Genomic DNA, 17506 nt, shown 5'->3' with positions numbered 1-17506 from the left:
CACGTGAGCCCGAGCAAGAACAATAACGAGGCCAAACGATGACCGATGTACGTACACCTGCTGCCGAAAATCCCGCTGTAGACCTGACACGCAATAGCGAAATAACCCACAAGGGCTGGAGCAAACACGACACCACCTGGATGCTCGGCCTCTATGGCACGGCGATTGGTGCCGGAACGCTGTTCCTGCCAATCAACGCCGGCGTGGGTGGCTTCTGGCCACTGCTGATCCTGGCAGTGCTGGCATTCCCCATGACCTACTTCGCTCACCGGGGCCTGACCCGCTTCGTGCTGTCCGGCCGTTCCGGGGACATCACCGAAGTCGTTGAAGAACACTTCGGCATCGGTGCAGGCAAGCTGATCACGCTGCTGTATTTCTTCGCGATCTTCCCGATTCTGCTGGTGTACAGCGTGGCGCTGACCAACACCTTGAGCAGCTTCATGGAGCATCAGTTGCACATCGCCCCCCCACCGCGAGCGATTCTGTCGCTGGTGTTGATTCTCGGTCTGATGGCGATCGTGCGCTGCGGCCAGGGCGTCATCGTCAAATGCATGAGCGTGTTGGTTTACCCGTTCGTCGCGGCGTGCTGCTGCTCGGCGTCAGCCTGATCCCGAACTGGAACGGCGCGTTCTTCGCCACCGCAAGCGAAGGCATGCCGTTGCCGCTGTTCTTCAAAACCCTGTGGCTGGCGATTCCGGTGATGGTGTTCTCGTTCAACCATTCGCCGATCATTTCCGCTTTCGCCGTTGACCAGAAACAGCGTTACGGCGAACAGGCCGAACGCAAGAGCAGCGGCATCCTCGCCATCGCCCACGCGATGATGGTGGTGACGGTGATGTTCTTCTGCTTCAGCTGCGTGCTGGCACTGTCCCCGGCTGACCTGGCGGCGGCGAAGGCGCAGAACATCTCGATCCTGTCGTACCTGGCCAACCACTTCCAGACCCCGGTCATCGCTTATGCCGCGCCGCTGATTGCGCTGGTGGCAATCACCAAGTCCTTTCTCGGCCATTACATCGGCGCCAGCGAAGGCTTTCAGGGCCTGATCGTGAAAAGCCTGCGCGGCCGTGGCCGGGTGATGTCGGCGAGCTGGCTGAACCGCATCACGGCGCTGTTCATGATCCTCTGTTGCTGGGCCGTGGCGACGTTCAATCCGAGCATCCTCGGCATGATCGAAACCCTCGGCGGGCCGATCATTGCGTGCCTGTTGTTCCTGATGCCGATGTACGCCATCCGCCGCGTGCCGGCCTTGCGCCAGTACTCCGGGCAAGTGTCGAACGTGTTCGTGGTGTTGATCGGTTTGATTGCACTGTCTGCGATCATCTACTCGTTCATGCCCTGAAACGGGCAGGCAAAAAGAAGGCGGGCCAAGGTGCCCGCCTTTTTTTGGCCGCGATCATTGTTCGACAATTTTTCCGGCATGGCCCTTGCTACATCACCTGCGAGGCAAAAGGACTTTTGAAAACCTCAGCGAGCGGCTTGCCGATGGTCCGGTAACGCGAACCAACCCGATCATGGCCGGTCAACAACTGCACGTTCAATCAGGCGGTGACGCATCATGGACAACCCTTTTCAGCTCATTACCGATGCCTTTGCAGCGGATTATCAGATCAACCTGAGCATTCAAGGTCTGGACGGCAGCATCATGCTGACCCTCTCCAACAGCGGCCATGTGGTTGCCAAGCGGATGATCAGCGCCGAACAGCGCAATGACCCCAAGCGCCTCAAGCGCCTGGTGCAAAGCATTCAGTTCGGCATCGCCATTGAACAGGGCCACAGCGCCGTGGCCATCCTCGAAGCCATGACCGATGGCGACAATCGCAACCTGCCGCCACCCTTGGCCAAAGCCCGGCCTCGCCCGACCATGGGCCTTTAAATCTCGCCCTTCTCGACGTCTGGATGCTCACCGGAACCCGTACCGATCTTGCGTTGCGGGTGCTCGATCTTCACCGAAGGGAATTGCGACGAAGCGTAACGCACCACCAGGATCGCGAACGCCAACAGCAGAATCCCGCCGCACAGGTAGATGATCCCCAGGTCCGGCGGATTGTGGTGCGAGACGTTGGAGATCAGCAGCCGCGTCAGCGCCGTGATCGCCACGTAGATCAGGAAACGTACCGGCATGTGGTTGGTCTTGAAGTAAATCCCGACCATCGCCCCCAGTTCCAGGTAGATGAACAGCAGCAAGATGTCATCGATCTTGATGTGTCCTTCTTCGATCATCCCCAGAAATTCCATCACCGCCGCCCACGCGGTCACTGCACCGATGGCGAACAGCGCCAGGTAATGGAAGGTCTCGACGAACAGGTTGCCCAAAGACTCTGCCAATTGATGCACGTTCTGCCGCAGGTTCTCGGCCCAGTTGATTTTCACGATGATTCTTCCTTAGCTCGGTTCGAGCGGATAATGCGGTTTTGACGTGACGGTTGTTCTGCATGCAGAAAAAAGGCCAGGGGCTGTTGGGTGAGATGGCGATGGGCTGCCACGGGGCACTTTTTTGGTGTCTCGTCGGGCCCTTCGCGGGCAAGCCTCGCTCCTACAGATCACATCAACCTGTAGGAGCGAGGCTTGCCCGCGAAGGGAGCAACACGGTTTAACTGAAAAATGCTGATTTCGGTCTACATTAAAAAGCCACTACCCAAAGCGCAGGGATTCGCTTATCCTTTTCGCTGTATATAAATACAGTGGTCGAAACAGACAACTAATGTGAAGGCATGTGAGGTGGTGAATGGCCGTCGAAGTGGTATACCGCAGCAGCCGAGATCTGGAGCGCTTGTTCATGGATAAAGCCGAAGCTGACCGTCATGACAAAATGCTCGAACTGGCTGAATTGCTGGCTGAAGTGTTGCAGAAAGCCGTTCCGTCCCTGACCGAACAGCAAGTGGAAGAAGCCGGGATCTACATGGCGAAGAATCGCGATGTATTTGCCAAGGCATTCAAGAGCCAGCCGGACGCGTTGTCCGAACTGCTGAATGCGCCGGTTGAAGTGGTTGAAAAGGTTGAACCGGTCGAAGAGGGTGAAGCCGCTGCGCCGACCAAGCCAGCCAAAGCCGCCAAGACACCGAAGTAAACAATGCCCGAATTGAATAGGCCCTGAGTCCAATGGCTCAGGGCCTTTTTCATGTCTGCAGTAAAGGCATGGCTCAGCGGTACAGCACTTTTTCCGCCAACTCGTCCGCCACCCGTGCCGGAGAGCGTTTTTCCGCCTGGGCATGGGCGAAGACTTCGGTCAGCCGCGAGGCGATTTTCGACAGGTGGGCGGTAATGGTTGTGAGCTCTTCGCCACGGTGTTTGAGTGAAACGTAGATCAGCCCGCCGGAATTGATCACGTAGTCCGGCGCATACAAAATGCCGCGCCGCTCCAGTTGATCGGCGACTTCCAGATGGGTTAGCTGATTGTTCGCAGAACCGGCCACTGCCGAGCAGCGCAGTTGCGTAACGCTGTGGCTGTTGAGCACACCGCCCAGGCCGCAGGGCGCGAGAATGTCGCACGGTGTACTGAGCAGCGCGTCATTGGCGATCGGGTGAGCGCCCAATTGCTCCATCGCCAATTGCACCTTGCCATGATCAATGTCGCTGACCAGCAGTTCGGCACCGGCCGCATGCAGCTGTTCGGCCAAGGCATAACCGACGTTACCCAGCCCCTGGATGGCCACTCGCAGGCCTTCGAGGTTATCGCTGCCCAGACGGGCCATGGCGGTGGCACGGATGCCGGTGAACACCCCCATCGCTGCGTGTGGCGCGGGGTCGCCCGCCGAGGTGGTGCTGGTGACGTGTTGGGTCTGTTGGGCGATGCAATCCATGTCCGCCACCGAGGTGCCGCTGTCGATCGCCGTGATGTAGCGCCCGTCGAGCTGATTGATGCAGCGGCCGAAGGCTTCGAACAGCGCCGCGCGGTTTTCCACATGGACCGGTCGAACAATTACCGCCACCCCGCCGCCCTGCGCCAGGCCGGCCAACGCAGCTTTGTAACTCATTCCCTGCGCCAGGCGAATGGCATCCTCGACCGCAGACTCGTCGCTGGGATAGGCAAGGTAACGACATCCCCCCAGGGCAGGCCCCAGGCGGCTGCTATGAATGGCAATGACCGCCTTCAACCCGGTGACCGGGTCGACGCTCAGATGCAGCGATTCAAGGCGAGTGCTTTGCATGAGAGCGAACATCGTCGGGCTCCCGAATCACTTCTTGTAGTCGCCAGTATAGGCTTGCGCCCAAAATTTGCAGAAGCGCACCGGAATAAGCGGCGCTGCATTACAGGCTTTCGGGCATAACCTGCGACCTCATGTGTGCGGTACTGGACGAATGCCGGCGACGGGGCTAAAACGAGTCATTGCCCGGAGATTTCGATGACGCCGCGCCAACGTTTTTTTGACTGCCTGCAACGATCACCACCCGCGCTGTTCGAGGCCGCGCTGTGGATGGCGGCCGAACATGACAAAGAGGTGGATGCCGAGAAGGTGCTGGCAGACTTCCGAGACCTGCAACAGCGGGTCAGCCATGGCTTGCCGATGCTGCCGGTGAGCGAACTGGCCCAGCCGCTGCTGCGTCGCATGAATGACCTGGGGTTCGCCCAGGACGATTTCACCCCGTTGCGCCCGCAAGTGGCCCTGCTCAACAAAGTGCTGGAACTCAGGCGCGGCCAGCCGTTATCCCTGGGGCTGATCGCACTGGAGTTGGCCAAGCGCCTGGAGATCCCTTTGGTCGGGGTCAATTTCCCCGGCCATTTCCTGCTGCGGGTGCCGGGCGCCGATCATCTGCTGGACCCCTGCGGTGGCCGCCGCTTGTACCCCAATGATTGCCGTGAACTGCTGCAACGCCAGTACGGCCCGAACATGCAACTCAACGCCGAGCACATGCTGAGCGCCGACCCGGTGCAGATGCTGCAACGGCTGTCACGCAATCTGCGTCAGTTGCACCTTGCCCACGATGACTACATCGGCGCCTTGATCGACGCTGAACGCGTGCTGGCACTGGGCAACGCCAACGCCGCCGATTACCTCGCCCGGGCCAGCCTCTATCAACGGCTGGACTGCCCGAACGCCGAGCGTTTCGACCTGGAGCATGCGCTGCTGCTCAGTGATGACCCGATCCAGCGGATTCGCCTAACTGAACGACTGGGGCATTTGCCGCCCAACTCAATCGTCCACTAACGCCCCCTGTAGGAGCGAGGCTTGCCCGCGAACCGGGCGCCTCGGTCTGTCAGCACGACCTCGTTATCGTTCTTCGCGGGCAAGCCTCGCTCCTACAGGGGGGGCGCGTGGGGCTTTAAGGGGTGTCTGGCTGGTTCGCCGGGTGGGCCTTGATGAACGCCGGATGCGTAGCTGCCAACGCCGCCACTCGGCGAATCCGTGGATACGCCTCAAGCGAAATATTGAAACGTTCGGCGGCATAGAGCTGCGGGATCAGGTACACATCCGCCAAGCCCGGTTCGTTGCCAAAACAGTAACCGTCATCACCGATCAACTGTTCCACCGTCGCCAGCCCCTGGCTGATCCAGTGCCCGATCCACTCCACCACCTGCGGTTCATCGTGGCCCAACTGCCGCAGCTTGTTGAGCACGCTGACGTTATGCAGCGGATGCACGTCGCAGCCGATTACCGCCGCAACACCACGCTCATGAGCGCGCGCGGCCAGGTCTTTGGACAGCAACGGCACCTGTGGATAACGTTCCTCCAGGTACTCGATGATCGCCGGCGACTGGATCAACAGGCCGCCTTCATCGGTTCGCAAGGCCGGCACGCGCCCTTGTGGGTTGATGGCCAGATACGGCGCTTGCCGATGCTCGCCACCTGGCGGTGCGATCAGGTTGACCGGCAGTGCCTGGTAATCCAGGCCCTTGAGCGCCAACGCGATGCGCACCCGGTACGACGACGTCGAACGGTAGTAGGTATAAAGCTCCATGACCGGATCCTCTTAGCGCGCCGCGATCACTTTGCCACGGCATTCGCCGAAACCGATGGAGGCAAAACCGTCGCGGCTGCAACGGGCGCGCAGGATGATTTCGTCGCCGTCTTCTAGGAATTTGCGCACCTCGCCCGACGCCAGCTCGATCGGCTTTTTCCCGCCTTCGGTGATTTCCAGCAAGCTGCCGAATTGACCGCTTTCCGGCCCCGACAACGTGCCCGAACCAAAGAGGTCACCGGCCTGCAACTGGCAGCCGTTGACGCTGTGGTGCGCGACCATTTGCGCCACGGTCCAGTACATATGTTTGGTGTTACTGAGGGTCAGGCGATGGGCCGGGAGTTTTTGCTCGCGCAGGCCTTCGGTGAGCAACAGCACTTCCAGCTCGATATCGAACGCTCCTGCGGCTTGATCTCGCTTGTCGAACAGATACGGCAGCGGCTGTGGATCGCCTTCCGGACGTGCCGGCTGAGCACGGCGGAACGGCTCCAGCGCTTCGGCCGTCACTACCCACGGCGAGATGCTGGTGATAAAGCTTTTTGACAGGAACGGCCCCAGCGGCTGGTATTCCCAAGCCTGGATGTCGCGCGCCGACCAGTCGTTGAGCAGGCAGAAACCGGCAATGTGATCGGCCGCATCACCAATGGCGATCGAGTCGCCCATCTCATTGCCCGGGCCGATCCAGATGCCCAGTTCCAGCTCGTAATCCAGACGTGCGCACGGGCCGAAGGTCGGCTCGGTCTGACCGGCCGGCAAGGTCTGGCCTTTCGGGCGGCGAACGTCGGTGCCGGAGGGGCGAATGGTCGAGGCACGACCGTGATAACCAATCGGTACGTACTTGTAGTTCGGCAGCAAAGGGTTGTCGGGACGGAACAGTTTGCCGACGTTCTGTGCGTGCTCGATGCCGACGTAGAAGTCGGTGTAATCGTTGATTTTCGCCGGCAGGTGCATCTCGCAATTCGCCGCCAGTGGCAGCAGTTTTGCGCCTTGGGCTTCGATCTTGCCGTGCAGGGTGCTGCCTTCAGCGAACAGGTCCAGCAGACGTTCGCGCAGCGCCACGCGAGCCTCACGGCCCAATTCGAAAAACGCATTGAGCTGGCCGCCACGGGTGGCTTCTACGGCGGTTTTTGCCAGGCCGTCGAACAGGCCGGCATCCAGTGCCGCTTCCAGATCAAAAATATGTTCGCCAATGGCCACACCGCTGCGCGGTGCCGAACCTTTTACGCTGAACACGCCCAGCGGCAGGTTTTGCAGTGGGAAATCAGCGTGGCCGTTGGCGGAAGAAACCCAGCTACGAGTGATGGAAGTCTGAGTCATGGGTTATCTCCGGGTCGGGTCGAAAGTGGCGGGCAGCGAGGCCCAGCAGGCGTCGTAATTGGTTTGCAGTTGCGGGCAATCCAGGGCGAAACGGCTCGGGCGCAGCACCTGGCTGGTCTCGAACATGAACGCCATGGTGTTGTCGATTTTCGCCGGCGCCAAGTCAGCGTTGATTGCCTTGGTGCAGGTTTCGCCATCCGGGCCATGAGCACTCATGCAACTGTGCAACGACGCGCCGCCGGGCAAGAAGCCTTCGGCCTTGGCGTCGTACTCGCCCTTGATCAGGCCCATGAATTCGTTCATCAGGTTGCGGTGGAACCACGGTGGCCGGAAGGTTTTCTCGGCCACCATCCAGCGTGGCGGGAAGATCACGAAGTCCAGATTGGCCAGACCGTGGACGCTGGTCGGCGAGGTCAGGACGGTGAAGATCGAGGGATCCGGGTGATCGAAACTGACCGTGCCGATGGTGTTGAAACGGCGCAGGTCGTATTTGTAAGGCACGTTATTGCCGTGCCAGGCGACCACGTTCAGTGGTGAATGATCGAGCTCGCAGCCCCACAACTGGCCGAGGAATTTCTGTACCAGGGTGGTCGGTTGCTTGAGGTTTTCGTAATGCGCGACGGGGGTCAGGAAGTCTCGCGCGTTGGCCAGACCATTGCTGCCGATCGGCCCCAGATCCGGCAGGCGCAGTGGTGCGCCGTGGTTTTCAGCGATGTAGCCGCGAGCGTGCGGGTCAAGCAATTCGACGCGGAATTTCAGACCGCGCGGCAGCACGGCGATTTCCAGCGGCTCCAGGTCCAGCAGGCCCAGTTCGGTGGCGATGCGCAGGCGACCCTGCTCGGGCACCAGCAACAGTTCACCGTCGGCATTGAAGAACACGCGTTCCATGGAACGGTTGGCGCGGTAGCTGTAGATGCTGATCCCGGCGGGTTTTTCCGCGCCCGAGTTGGCGGCCATGCTCACCAGCCCGTCGATGAAGTCGGTCGGCTCGGTCGGGATGTCCAACGGGTTCCAGCGCAGGCGATTGGGAGTCACTTCCCCCAACGGACCACCGGCCAGTTGCCGCTCCAGTTTGACGAACGCCGGGTGATTGGCCGACGGCTGGATGCGGTACATCCAGGTGCGTCGCGCTTCGCTGCGGGCCATGGTGAACGCGGTGCCGGAGAACAGTTCTGTGTAGAGTCCGTAAGGGGCTTTTTGCGGGGAGTTCTGGCCGACGGGCAGTGCGCCGGGCAACGCTTCGCTGCTGAATTCGTTGCCGAAGCCTGACTGATAAGCCAGCGCTGGCGCCGTTGAATCGAGGTTCATGGAGCCTCCTGAACAGGGAGTAGGCAATGGCCTGTCGCTCTGCTGCAGAGGTCTCGGCACGCCAGGGTTATTTTTATCGTAATTCGATTACGCATAACGTAATTTGATTGGTATTGACCGTCAAGCTATAAAGACGCCCATTCGTCCCGGGATCACATCGCCTCCATGGAAACGCCGCGCAACAACGATAAGCAGAAAGTCCGCTCGGCCGAGGTCGGTACCGACATCCTCAAGGCCCTGGCCGAGTTGTCGCCCTCGACCTCATTGTCGCGCCTGGCCGAACACGTGCAGATGCCAGCGAGCAAGGTCCATCGTTATTTGCAGGCGCTGATCGCCAGCGGTTTTGCCGAACAAAACGCAGCAACCAACCACTACGGCCTGGGCCGTGAAGCCTTGCGCGTCGGCCTCGCCGCCCTCAACAGTATGGACGTGCTGAAAGTCGCCGCCCTGCCCTTGGCCGAGTTGCGCGATGAACTGAACGAAACCTGCTTTCTGGCGGTATGGGGCAATCAGGGCGCGACCGTGGTGCACATCGAACCGGCGGTGCGTGCGGTGACGGTGGTGACGCAATTGGGTTCGGTGCTGCCGTTGCTCAGCTCGTCCACCGGCCTGGTGTTTGGCGCGTTTCTACCCAAGCGCGAAACCGTGGACTTGCGCGATCAGGAACTGAAAGACACTGCCGACCACGCCTTGGCGAATGATCAGGCGTATGCGCAGTTGTGCGAACAGATCCGCGAACGTGGCCTGCATCATGTGCATGGGTTATTGATGCCGGGGGTGGACGCCTTGTCGGCACCGGTATTCAACGCGGTGGGGAACGTGGCGGCGGTCTTGACCATTGTCGGCCCGACCTCACTGTTTCACGCTGACGAAAACGGCCCGGCGGCGCAGCGATTGCTGGCGGCGACGCGGGCCGTGAGTTGGCGGATGGGGTATGAGACACCGCCGATGTCTGAAGATCGGAACTGATCAGCTCCGATCATTTATGCTCTGGATAACGCCTTGATGTGGGTCCCGACCATCAACCGATCACGCGGGTCGAACTCTCGGGGGTCCAGTGCGGCACAGCCACCGCAGTGACATAACTGATTCCAACCGGAACGCCCGTGACGGCCGAGAGCACGTCGGTCAGATCCCTGATTGTGGACAGCAGACCAAGTGCAGAGGCCGCCGATCCTACCGAAGCGACCTTACCCAGGTACATGAGGATTGCCCCACGCCATGCGGCAGCAAAATGCGCATTGGCGCCTGCAGAATCCCCATGGCTGGATGCAATGATGCCTTGCACGATCGAATGACTGATCTTCAACACACTGACGGCGAATCCCACCGGCGGGACAAAGATCGAGATCACATCCAATGCCACTTCGAGAAGAATCTTGGTCTCCTGCCAAAACGCTTCGACTGGCGTGGTGGTCAGGACATCCAGATCATCAAGTGCTCGATTAATCAGACTTTCGTACTCGGCCTTGAAGTTGTAGACCGGATGGGTTCCGCCCAACCCCGGTACTGGCAGCGAACCTTGCGGATCTCCGGACTTGCTGATGTAGGCGCCGACCCTGTCCTGCCCACGTAAACCGGCCAGACTCCGAAGATGCTCGCCCAAAAGTCGATCGTTCTGGATAGCCTTGGATAAATCACCGACCCAGATAAAGGACTTGCCAGGCGAATTCGGGATATAGGCAAACTTCACATGCCCCTCACCAAAAACGTAACCCCTCGCTATGCGGGCACCTTCAAGCCAGAATTCATAAACCCCTTCGCCAGGTTCACTGCCGGGTGAAACACCGTCTGGCGTCCTTGTGTCTCGATCCAGCCCCTTGATTGACTCGATCAGCCAATCATAATGCGCCGACGGCAACGTGCCATTGAGCTTTTGCGTCAGTGCCGCCCTGAACATCTCGTTTTTCTTGAGCTCCCGATACAGGTTTGCCCGCAGATCAATATCCGGCGTCCATAGAAAGTTTGATTTCAGATAATGGCTGTAATGCTTGCCTGGCATCAAGTCGATTAGCTGATTGAGCGTACTGGAATTCAGCTCAGTCATTGGCTCGCCCGTGTCCTTCCACCAGAACTCAGACACCCGGATACTGTCTCTAAGCGTATTCGATCCAGGCAGCAAGATTTTCTCGAACACATTCGTATCGCTGCGCCACAGATGCCAATTGATAAATAACTGTGTCAGCGTCATTGCGCCTTTATGAAACTTCACCATGACTCGATCAGGATCGATTCGGCGATCGCCCGCCCGGCCCAGATACTCATTCAAACGGTTCATGACCAATTCACGAGAAAACTTTTGAAAGCCCTCAATATGAAATATGTCTTTTGACGCGTTATAGATGGCCTTGAAGTCCGTGGTCAATCGATTGAACAGCCGGCGATCAGACGTAGGGGCGTTTCGGTACCAATGGGGCGTGACGGCCTTTTCTTCCGCGTCTTCCCAGTCAAGGACACTTTGAATACTGCCCTTTAACATTTCACTTTCAACCCAGGCAACAAGATTGACCTGGTCCCACCATGCTCTGCCCTGAATCCTCTCCCTCGGTTCACCACGCGGCCATTCCTTGCCGAACACTTCATGTTCCAGGTTATGCCGATCACTCACATGCACTTGGGTTCGAAGGTAGGTGCGTCCCTCTTCTTCAAGGGCCCACAACCCTATATACCGTTGCAGACTGTCCAGATCGGAGAATTCGTACCAGTCTTTATTCATCGGGGAGCCCGGTGCATAGAGCACGTACGTTTTGAGATTCGAGTCTCCTCCTTTCCTCCGGTAGACAATGAGATCCTTCAAGGGCTTAAAGTTATAGAAAGCGCTTAACGCAATCCCAGACGCTTCAATAGAGGGATCACCAAAGTTGTAACGCTGAACAATATCCTGCGCAGTCGAGGTGACGTGTTTTTGCAAGATGGCGCCGAACAGGGTCAAAGCCGTCTTTCGACCCAACACTTCCCGCATCGCTTCCTTGACGTTCTGCTGGCCATACACTCGCTGCCGTGCGGGGCTGTACGCCAGACGCAGATCCAGCGTTTCAATGGCTCGCATTATGTTTTCAGGCGTCAGTCTGGCGAGGTCATAGTTTTTCTCCAGCGTAATCGTGTAGCGCCCTGCCTGATCATGTGCCCCATACATGAACGCTTGGGTCAGTGTTTTCCGCTCAATGTGTTCTACCCGTTTGCCATTCGCCATCCTGACCGAGTGCTGAATATTCACGAACACCGTGTCAGGATCGATTCGCTCGTCGGTTCCCGGCGAGATAAACGCCTCCACGGCCTGTCGGGCATAAGCTGCAAGAGTCACCACGTCCTTGGTCAACTCATGAAGCTGAATCTGGCTTTCAAGCAAGTTCTTCTCCAGACCGACATATAGCTGCTGATTGGTGACATAGGCCTTCTTAAACCACTCGGGCCGAGCGTTCTCCAGCATCGCCTTGATCAAGAGCACATTTCGCGCATTTTCAGAGCGTACAAATGTATCCATGGACAGAACAGAATCCAGCGGTACCCACGCCGCCTCGGTATGCGCGCCGACGGTCACTAATTTTCGTACTTGATAGATGACATCACGACTTTGCCTCGCCAGCACGCCGTTATTGCAATGCTCAAACAGATCTTCAAGGATTCTCGCGTAGCGAATCGCTGGAACACTCGATACCAGAGCTCGCTCGTCCTCCGGCAGCCCCTGCAAAAGTTCGGTGCGGTTTGACGCATCGGATAACCGCTGTTGCAACGTTTTATGAAGGTCACTTACGGTGCCGAATTTTTCCAATCCACCGAATGGTGAATAAAGAACAACCTCTTGACTGACTGCTGGATTCAGTTCATTTGCAACAGCGCCAGAAAGAGAAATCACAAAGGTGGATGCCAGCGTCGAAAAAACCCCCTGTTGTTTTTCAACCGAGACGGCATAGCAGGTACTTGGCAGCCCCGAACCGATTAAACCATTGATGGTCGCGACGTCGCCTTTGGACACCAGATTCTCGCTAGCCGCCAGGTCCAGTTCGCGCCAGAAAAGTCGCGCCTGAAGAGTGCGCAACTCCTGTTTAGGCGACGGTAAAGGACGATTTTTACTATCAACCAGAGAGGATACGCGCCAATATTCACCTAATACGGAACTGCATTTCTCAGGCAGGTTTTGCATCAGTTCGGCGATCATTTTTCCAACGTTTGCCACATCCAGATATTTCAGCCTGAAGGTTTCTGTGCCGATCTTATCCAGCTCATACATCCCATATATATCAGCAGTGTATTGGGGTGGCCTGCCGCGCTTTAAGCACTCAAAAAACACATCTAGCAGGTTGCCGGTGGGTTCCGCAGATGTTGGACTTGCACCCGAACGAAGATTTACAAAACGGCGTGCTATAGAGCCCTCTGAATCCATCTTCTGAAATTCGGTCGTCAGGACAACCTGAAGAACGGCCTTGAACGAAGGAATTTTCCTGAGTGCTTCGAGTAAATTGTTACGTGCTTCACGTACTTGTTCCAGCATTGCATTTGTTGCTTGCTCGTCTTGCATTAGAAATCTCGTTAGTTTGATCATAAAAAACGGCACGTTGCTGCCGATTAACTTGAGACCAAACTAAAACAGATCGCCTTATTATTAAAAACTCAAAAAATCTTTCAACATTTGTACAAGCAACTTAAACACAGAAGCGACACATAAAGAAAAAACGAAATAGATGAAACCGTACCCCTCACAACAAAGCGACGCACTCAGCCACCGCTGAGTTTTACACTGTGACAACCGCCTCACTCCACCCTTCAATCAATCATTAAAACACCAGACCTTACATATAAGATGAAACATCTCCCAGTGCAATTTTTCCCAACCTGAAAACAACGTAAAACAGAACCGACTATTCGCACTCTGTGGGCGCCCCCCTCAATAAAAAGTTTTGCGCTCTTCAATCCAATAAACCGACACTCTTGGCTTTCGCAACCGCCTGAGTCCGGCGTTCCACGCCCAACTTCCCGTGAATTCTCCGTGCATGTGTTTTCACCGTATGCAAGGAGATAAACAACTGCTCGGCTATTTGTTGATTCGAATTGCCCAGAGCAATCAGCTTGAGCACCTCCACTTCACGCTGACTGAGCGGATTGACTTCACTCACCTGCAGATTTTTTTCCGAACGATCCCAACCATCATCCAGTACTGGCAGAAGATCAGGCTTTCGCAATTGCAACTCAACAAGCGCTTGGCGAAGCCCATGGTGCTCAGAAAGATTCAACCCTTTGCGCAACCAATCTCGGGCACCGACGCTGTCACCGTTCTGCCACGCGACTTCGGCTGCGCCGAACAGCAATTCGACCTCCAGCGCCAGCATGCCTGCGAGCTGCGATTGTTCGAGTGCCTCGGCGAAATGGCTCAGCGGGTTTTTGGCCTGGTGCAGGTCGACCTTTGCCAACACCAACAGATAATCGATCCGTGCGATCAACATCAGGGTCGCGGGAGGCGCCTGCCGTGCATGCGGGCCACGATAGTGGCGCAGTACTCGACTGAGCGCCTCATGGGCCAGTTCCGGGCGCCCCTGCTGTAGCCATAATTGACTGCTGATCTGCAATAGCACACCGCGGTAAACGGTGTCGGGAATCTGCCGTTGCTGCATCAAGCGCTCGGCCTCGCGCAGATAGACAAATGCTTGGGCATAGTCGCGCTGATTGGCCGCCACCTGCGCCAAACCGAGGAAACCGTAAAGCACCCGTTTGTCGTGGTTGCGCATACAGATAGACAGCCCCGCTTCGAAACACGCAACAGCCTGCGTATCCAAGCCCTGGCACAAACTCAAGCGCCCACGGTGCAAGGCAATTCGCCCCAGCAGGGGTTCGGCAAGCCGCTGCTGTTGAGTGAGCATGTTCTGAACGTTGGCGAGCAAATGGTCGGCTCGCTGAGGAGCACCACGTTGCTCCAGCAATTGCGCATGATCAAGTTCCAGCAGCCCTTCGAAAACCAGCGAGCCTTGCGCACGCGCCAGGCACAACGCATCGCGATTGATGGCTTGTGCCACTTCGAGCTCGCCCCTGAGCAGGGCCTGTTGCGTCAAACCCGACAGGCACATCAAGCGCACAGGCCAGAGGTCAGGACCGAGCACGTTCAGCGCATCGAGAAAATGCGCGCTTGAACTGTCCATCCGCCCTTGAAGATGCAGCAGCCAACCCTGCTGCGCCTGCCACCGTGCGATCAGTTGCCGCTGCAGAATCGCCGAGGGCTGCGGGATGAATCGTGACAACTGCTCGATGCAATCGGCGGCTTGCTCAAACCGCCCGGCAAACAACGACGCCGCCGTGATCAACCCGACCAGTTGCGGCGAACCGTACATCAGCGCGTCACCTTGTTGCTCGTACAACCGCAACAACAGCACGACGGTCTGCTCCTCGAATAAATGCTCGAAACTGAAATGCTGCAACAGGCTGACCGCGACCTCGAACTCTTCGGCCAGCAAGGCCTGTTCGAACGCAGCTTTCCAGTCCTGCTCGGCGGCAAACCACTGACAGGCACGGCGATGCCAGGAACGTCCGGCCGGCCATTGTTCATCGCGCATCAATTGCGTGAGTGGGGAGAAGATCTGCAGCCAGTCAGCGGAGTCCTGCCAGGGCTCGATAAAGCACCCCAGATCCTGCAACGTCTTCAGGCATTGCGCGCCCTCCCCTGCGCCAAACAGGTGATCGCACAGCCGAGCGTTGAAGCGTGGCAAATGCGCGAGTACCCGCCAGGCTTCCGTCAACTCCGGGGTCAGGCCGGAAAACAGTTCGTGCTCGAGGTAATCGAGCAATGTGTCAGGTCGGCTGTGATGCGGGTCGTTGCGCGACCAGTCGCATTTTTGCAGCAGCGCAATGCGTACACCGGCGCACCAGCCGCCACTGCGCTGGATAATCTTGCTGGCAGCGGTGCTGGCATCGGCCGGTGTCAGGTGGCGCAACAGCGAGGCAATCTCCGTTTGATTGAAGGCCAGCGTGGCGCGCTCGCATTCGTACAATTCATCATCGAGCAGCAACCGCGGCCAGTTGCATTGCGGGCGACGGCGGGCACCCAGCCACCAGGTCAGCGCCGGGCTGCTGACGGCCAGCATGCGATCCAGCAGTTGATCGAGTTCCGGGTTCGGAACGCGGCAATAGTCATCGAGAAACAGCCAGGTCGGCACCTGCAATCGAGCCAGCGCACCGAGCATCGCCGGCTCTTCTGCCGAAGCCAGCCCCAGCGCTTCTGCCACTCGCTGACGAAAATCCACCGTGCTCATCGCTATGCCAGATAACGGCAACCAGCACACCCGGCATGGCGGCGGCGCCTGTAAAAGGCAGTCGGCGAGCAGCGCAGTCTTGCCACTGCCGGCGGGCGCGCAGAGTAATTTCACCCGGGACGTGGACGCTAGCAAGGGACCGGTCAATCGATCACGCGACAGGTGATGAGAGGACAGACGGGGCAGGAATCCAGAACGGTCAAGACACGGGGTCATGGCGGTCATTGCGGCGTGCCTATTTATAATTGTCCGGCAACCCTAGCCCTCTCCAACCCGCTTGTTGAGAAGTATTCAGAACGCTGATTGGCAGCCATAAAAAAGGCGACCCACCGGTCGCCTTCTGCACTGCGAATGTATCAACGCCCTTACCGGACGCCCTCGGCACGCAACGCCGATGGCGTGTAGTCCGCCGCCTTGGCTTCGAAGCCGAATTCAAAGCTGTGCTTCTCTTCGTTCTTCATCCCCAGCGCAATGTATCGACCGGCAATGATGTCGTAGAGCGCTTCCAGGGTGTACGCCTGGGTCTGGTGATCGTAGTAATACTGGGCGTGACCCTCGGCCACTCGCCACAGTTGACCGCGACCGTCATAGTGATCCACCAGCGCCACTTGCCAGCTGTCTTCGTCGATGTACATGTGGCGTTTGGCGTAAATGTGCCGCTCGTTCGGCTTGACCGTGCCGATCACTTCCCAGACCCGGTGCAGCTCATAGCGGGTCAGGTCCTGGTTGATGTGGCCGGCCTTGATGATGTCGTCGTACTTGAGACTTGGCGAGTCGAGTTTGTAGCTGTTGTAGGGGATGTACATTTCCTTCTTGCCGACCAGTTTCCAGTCATAGCGATCCGGCGCGCCGGAGAACATGTCGAAGTTGTCGGATGTGCGCAGGCCGTCAGCGGCAGTGCCCGGCCCGTCGTAGGCGACTTGCGGGGCGCGGCGCACGCGACGTTGGCCGGCGTTGTAGATCCATGCCAGGCGCGGTTCTTTCACCTGATCGAGGGTTTCGTGCACCAGCAGCACGTTCCCCGCCAGACGCGCCGGCGCCGTTACCGACTGCTTGAAAAAGGTCAGCACGTTGGCGGCTTTTTCCGGGTCCAGGTCCTTCATCAATTGCGGAACGGCGATCTCTTCCTCAAAGCGGATCGGCGTGTAGCTGCCGTTGGTCTGCGGCGTCACCTGGGTAATGATGCGTCGCAGGTTACCGCCGTGATAACGGGTGATGTGGTTCCACAACACTTCCACGCCGTTCTTCGGAATCGGGAACGCGTAGTAGCGGTTGCCGGTGAAATTGGCCAGGCCGTTACCGTCGTTGATGCTGTTCACGTTCAGCGCGCTGCGCTTGGCCGACTCGTAGATTTCCGGTGGCACGGCCACGGTGCGGTGACTCGGGTAAACCGGGATCTTGTACGTTTCCGGGTAGCGCTTGAACATCGCCACCTGGCCTTCCGAGAGTTTGTCCTTGTACTTGTCGACGTTGGCGGGGGTGATCACGAACAGTGGTTTTTCGCTGGCGAACGGGTCAGCCAGGAAGCCTTTGCTGTCCACCGCGCCGGCGTTTTTCGGGAGGCCACCGGTCCACGCCGGGATCGAACCGTCGGCGTTACCGGCCTTCTCGGCGCCGAGCGGCGTGAGGGAAGTACCGAGTTTGTTCGCTTCGTCCGGCGACACCGCCGCCATCACGTTGGCCGCCAGCAGGCTCAAGGCCAGGGCGCCGCATTGCAGAATCATCTTGCGCATCAAATTCATCCT

At 58.1% G+C, this 17506-nt stretch carries 11 protein-coding genes and 2 pseudogenes; 5 read left to right on the top strand and 8 right to left on the bottom strand.

Annotated features, from left to right (window positions below; all coding sequences use genetic code 11):
- Positions 1-38: 38 nt before the first annotated feature.
- Positions 39-1339 (top strand): annotated as a pseudogene (locus tag JIO00_RS05045) (HAAAP family serine/threonine permease).
- A 216-nt stretch (positions 1340-1555) separates the two neighbouring features.
- Positions 1556-1873: a DUF3509 domain-containing protein gene (locus JIO00_RS05040; protein ID WP_010463182.1), complete on the top strand. Its 318-nt coding sequence runs from the start codon at positions 1556-1558 to the stop codon at positions 1871-1873.
- Here the strand turns inward: JIO00_RS05040 and JIO00_RS05035 are convergent.
- A complete protein-coding gene (locus JIO00_RS05035) occupies positions 1870-2370 on the bottom strand; it encodes a phosphate-starvation-inducible protein PsiE (protein ID WP_077750195.1) in 501 nt (166 codons plus the stop codon). The two genes, JIO00_RS05040 and JIO00_RS05035, sit on opposite strands and share 4 nt — an antisense overlap.
- Before the next feature lie 355 nt (positions 2371-2725).
- Here JIO00_RS05035 and JIO00_RS05030 point away from each other — a divergent pair.
- Positions 2726-2965: pseudogene (locus tag JIO00_RS05030) on the top strand (YebG family protein); the annotation flags it as partial.
- A gap of 175 nt (positions 2966-3140) precedes the next feature.
- Here JIO00_RS05030 and JIO00_RS05025 read toward each other — a convergent pair.
- The gene (locus JIO00_RS05025) at positions 3141-4160 is read right to left on the bottom strand and encodes a Glu/Leu/Phe/Val dehydrogenase family protein (RefSeq protein WP_010463187.1); all 1020 of its coding nucleotides are present in this window, start codon (positions 4158-4160) and stop codon (positions 3141-3143) included.
- A gap of 183 nt (positions 4161-4343) precedes the next feature.
- On the opposite strand from JIO00_RS05025, the gene JIO00_RS05020 reads away from it, so the two are divergent.
- The gene (locus tag JIO00_RS05020; protein WP_200667758.1) at positions 4344-5147 is read left to right on the top strand and encodes a SirB1 family protein; all 804 of its coding nucleotides are present in this window, start codon (positions 4344-4346) and stop codon (positions 5145-5147) included.
- Between the two features lie 115 nt (positions 5148-5262).
- Here the strand turns inward: JIO00_RS05020 and maiA are convergent, their stop codons facing one another.
- The 3 genes from maiA to hmgA are packed head-to-tail and all read right to left on the bottom strand — an operon-like array spanning position 5263 to position 8523.
- Positions 5263-5898, bottom strand: a complete 636-nt coding sequence (gene maiA, locus JIO00_RS05015) for a maleylacetoacetate isomerase (RefSeq protein WP_102594595.1) — start codon at positions 5896-5898, stop codon at positions 5263-5265.
- Between the two features lie 12 nt (positions 5899-5910).
- On the bottom strand, positions 5911-7215 hold the full coding sequence (gene fahA, locus JIO00_RS05010; RefSeq protein ID WP_083375002.1) for a fumarylacetoacetase: 1305 nt from the start codon (positions 7213-7215) through the stop codon (positions 5911-5913).
- Positions 7216-7218: 3 nt separating this feature from the next.
- Positions 7219-8523, bottom strand: a complete 1305-nt coding sequence (gene hmgA / locus JIO00_RS05005) for a homogentisate 1,2-dioxygenase (protein WP_102594597.1) — start codon at positions 8521-8523, stop codon at positions 7219-7221.
- Between the two features lie 165 nt (positions 8524-8688).
- Here hmgA and JIO00_RS05000 point away from each other — a divergent pair, with 165 nt between their 5' ends.
- Positions 8689-9492, top strand: a complete 804-nt coding sequence (locus JIO00_RS05000; protein WP_010463197.1) for an IclR family transcriptional regulator — start codon at positions 8689-8691, stop codon at positions 9490-9492.
- A gap of 52 nt (positions 9493-9544) precedes the next feature.
- On the opposite strand, the gene JIO00_RS04995 is transcribed toward JIO00_RS05000, so the two are convergent.
- The 3 genes from JIO00_RS04995 to JIO00_RS04985 form a co-directional block, all read right to left on the bottom strand.
- The gene (locus JIO00_RS04995; RefSeq protein ID WP_200667757.1) at positions 9545-13042 is read right to left on the bottom strand and encodes a dermonecrotic toxin domain-containing protein; all 3498 of its coding nucleotides are present in this window, start codon (positions 13040-13042) and stop codon (positions 9545-9547) included.
- Between the two features lie 388 nt (positions 13043-13430).
- Complete coding sequence (locus JIO00_RS04990; RefSeq protein ID WP_200667756.1) at positions 13431-15986, bottom strand: LuxR C-terminal-related transcriptional regulator; 2556 nt, start codon at positions 15984-15986, stop codon at positions 13431-13433.
- A gap of 140 nt (positions 15987-16126) precedes the next feature.
- Positions 16127-17494 carry a DUF1329 domain-containing protein gene (locus tag JIO00_RS04985; protein WP_077750189.1) on the bottom strand — a complete coding sequence of 456 codons (1368 nt, stop codon included), beginning with the start codon at positions 17492-17494 and terminating at the stop codon, positions 16127-16129.
- Between the last annotated feature and the right edge of the window lie 12 nt (positions 17495-17506).

The organism is Pseudomonas sp. SW-3 (assembly GCF_016615645.1).
Classification (GTDB): domain Bacteria; phylum Pseudomonadota; class Gammaproteobacteria; order Pseudomonadales; family Pseudomonadaceae; genus Aquipseudomonas; species Aquipseudomonas mandelii.
Note: the sequence above shows the minus strand (reverse complement) of the source record. Positions and strands in the feature narration are given on the sequence as shown.

Bases quoted from the DNA above. Each gene is read 5' to 3' on its own strand.
- JIO00_RS05040 (WP_010463182.1), top strand. From the start codon at position 1,556: ATGGACAACCCTTTTCAGCTCATTACCGATGCCTTTGCAGCGGATTAT.
- JIO00_RS05025 (WP_010463187.1), bottom strand. From the start codon at position 4,160: ATGTTCGCTCTCATGCAAAGCACTCGCCTTGAATCGCTGCATCTGAGC.
- JIO00_RS05020 (WP_200667758.1), top strand. From the start codon at position 4,344: ATGACGCCGCGCCAACGTTTTTTTGACTGCCTGCAACGATCACCACCC.
- maiA (WP_102594595.1), bottom strand. From the start codon at position 5,898: ATGGAGCTTTATACCTACTACCGTTCGACGTCGTCGTACCGGGTGCGC.
- fahA (WP_083375002.1), bottom strand. From the start codon at position 7,215: ATGACTCAGACTTCCATCACTCGTAGCTGGGTTTCTTCCGCCAACGGC.
- hmgA (WP_102594597.1), bottom strand. From the start codon at position 8,523: ATGAACCTCGATTCAACGGCGCCAGCGCTGGCTTATCAGTCAGGCTTC.
- JIO00_RS05000 (WP_010463197.1), top strand. From the start codon at position 8,689: ATGGAAACGCCGCGCAACAACGATAAGCAGAAAGTCCGCTCGGCCGAG.
- JIO00_RS04995 (WP_200667757.1), bottom strand. From the start codon at position 13,042: ATGCAAGACGAGCAAGCAACAAATGCAATGCTGGAACAAGTACGTGAA.
- JIO00_RS04990 (WP_200667756.1), bottom strand. From the start codon at position 15,986: ATGACCGCCATGACCCCGTGTCTTGACCGTTCTGGATTCCTGCCCCGT.
- JIO00_RS04985 (WP_077750189.1), bottom strand. From the start codon at position 17,494: ATGCGCAAGATGATTCTGCAATGCGGCGCCCTGGCCTTGAGCCTGCTG.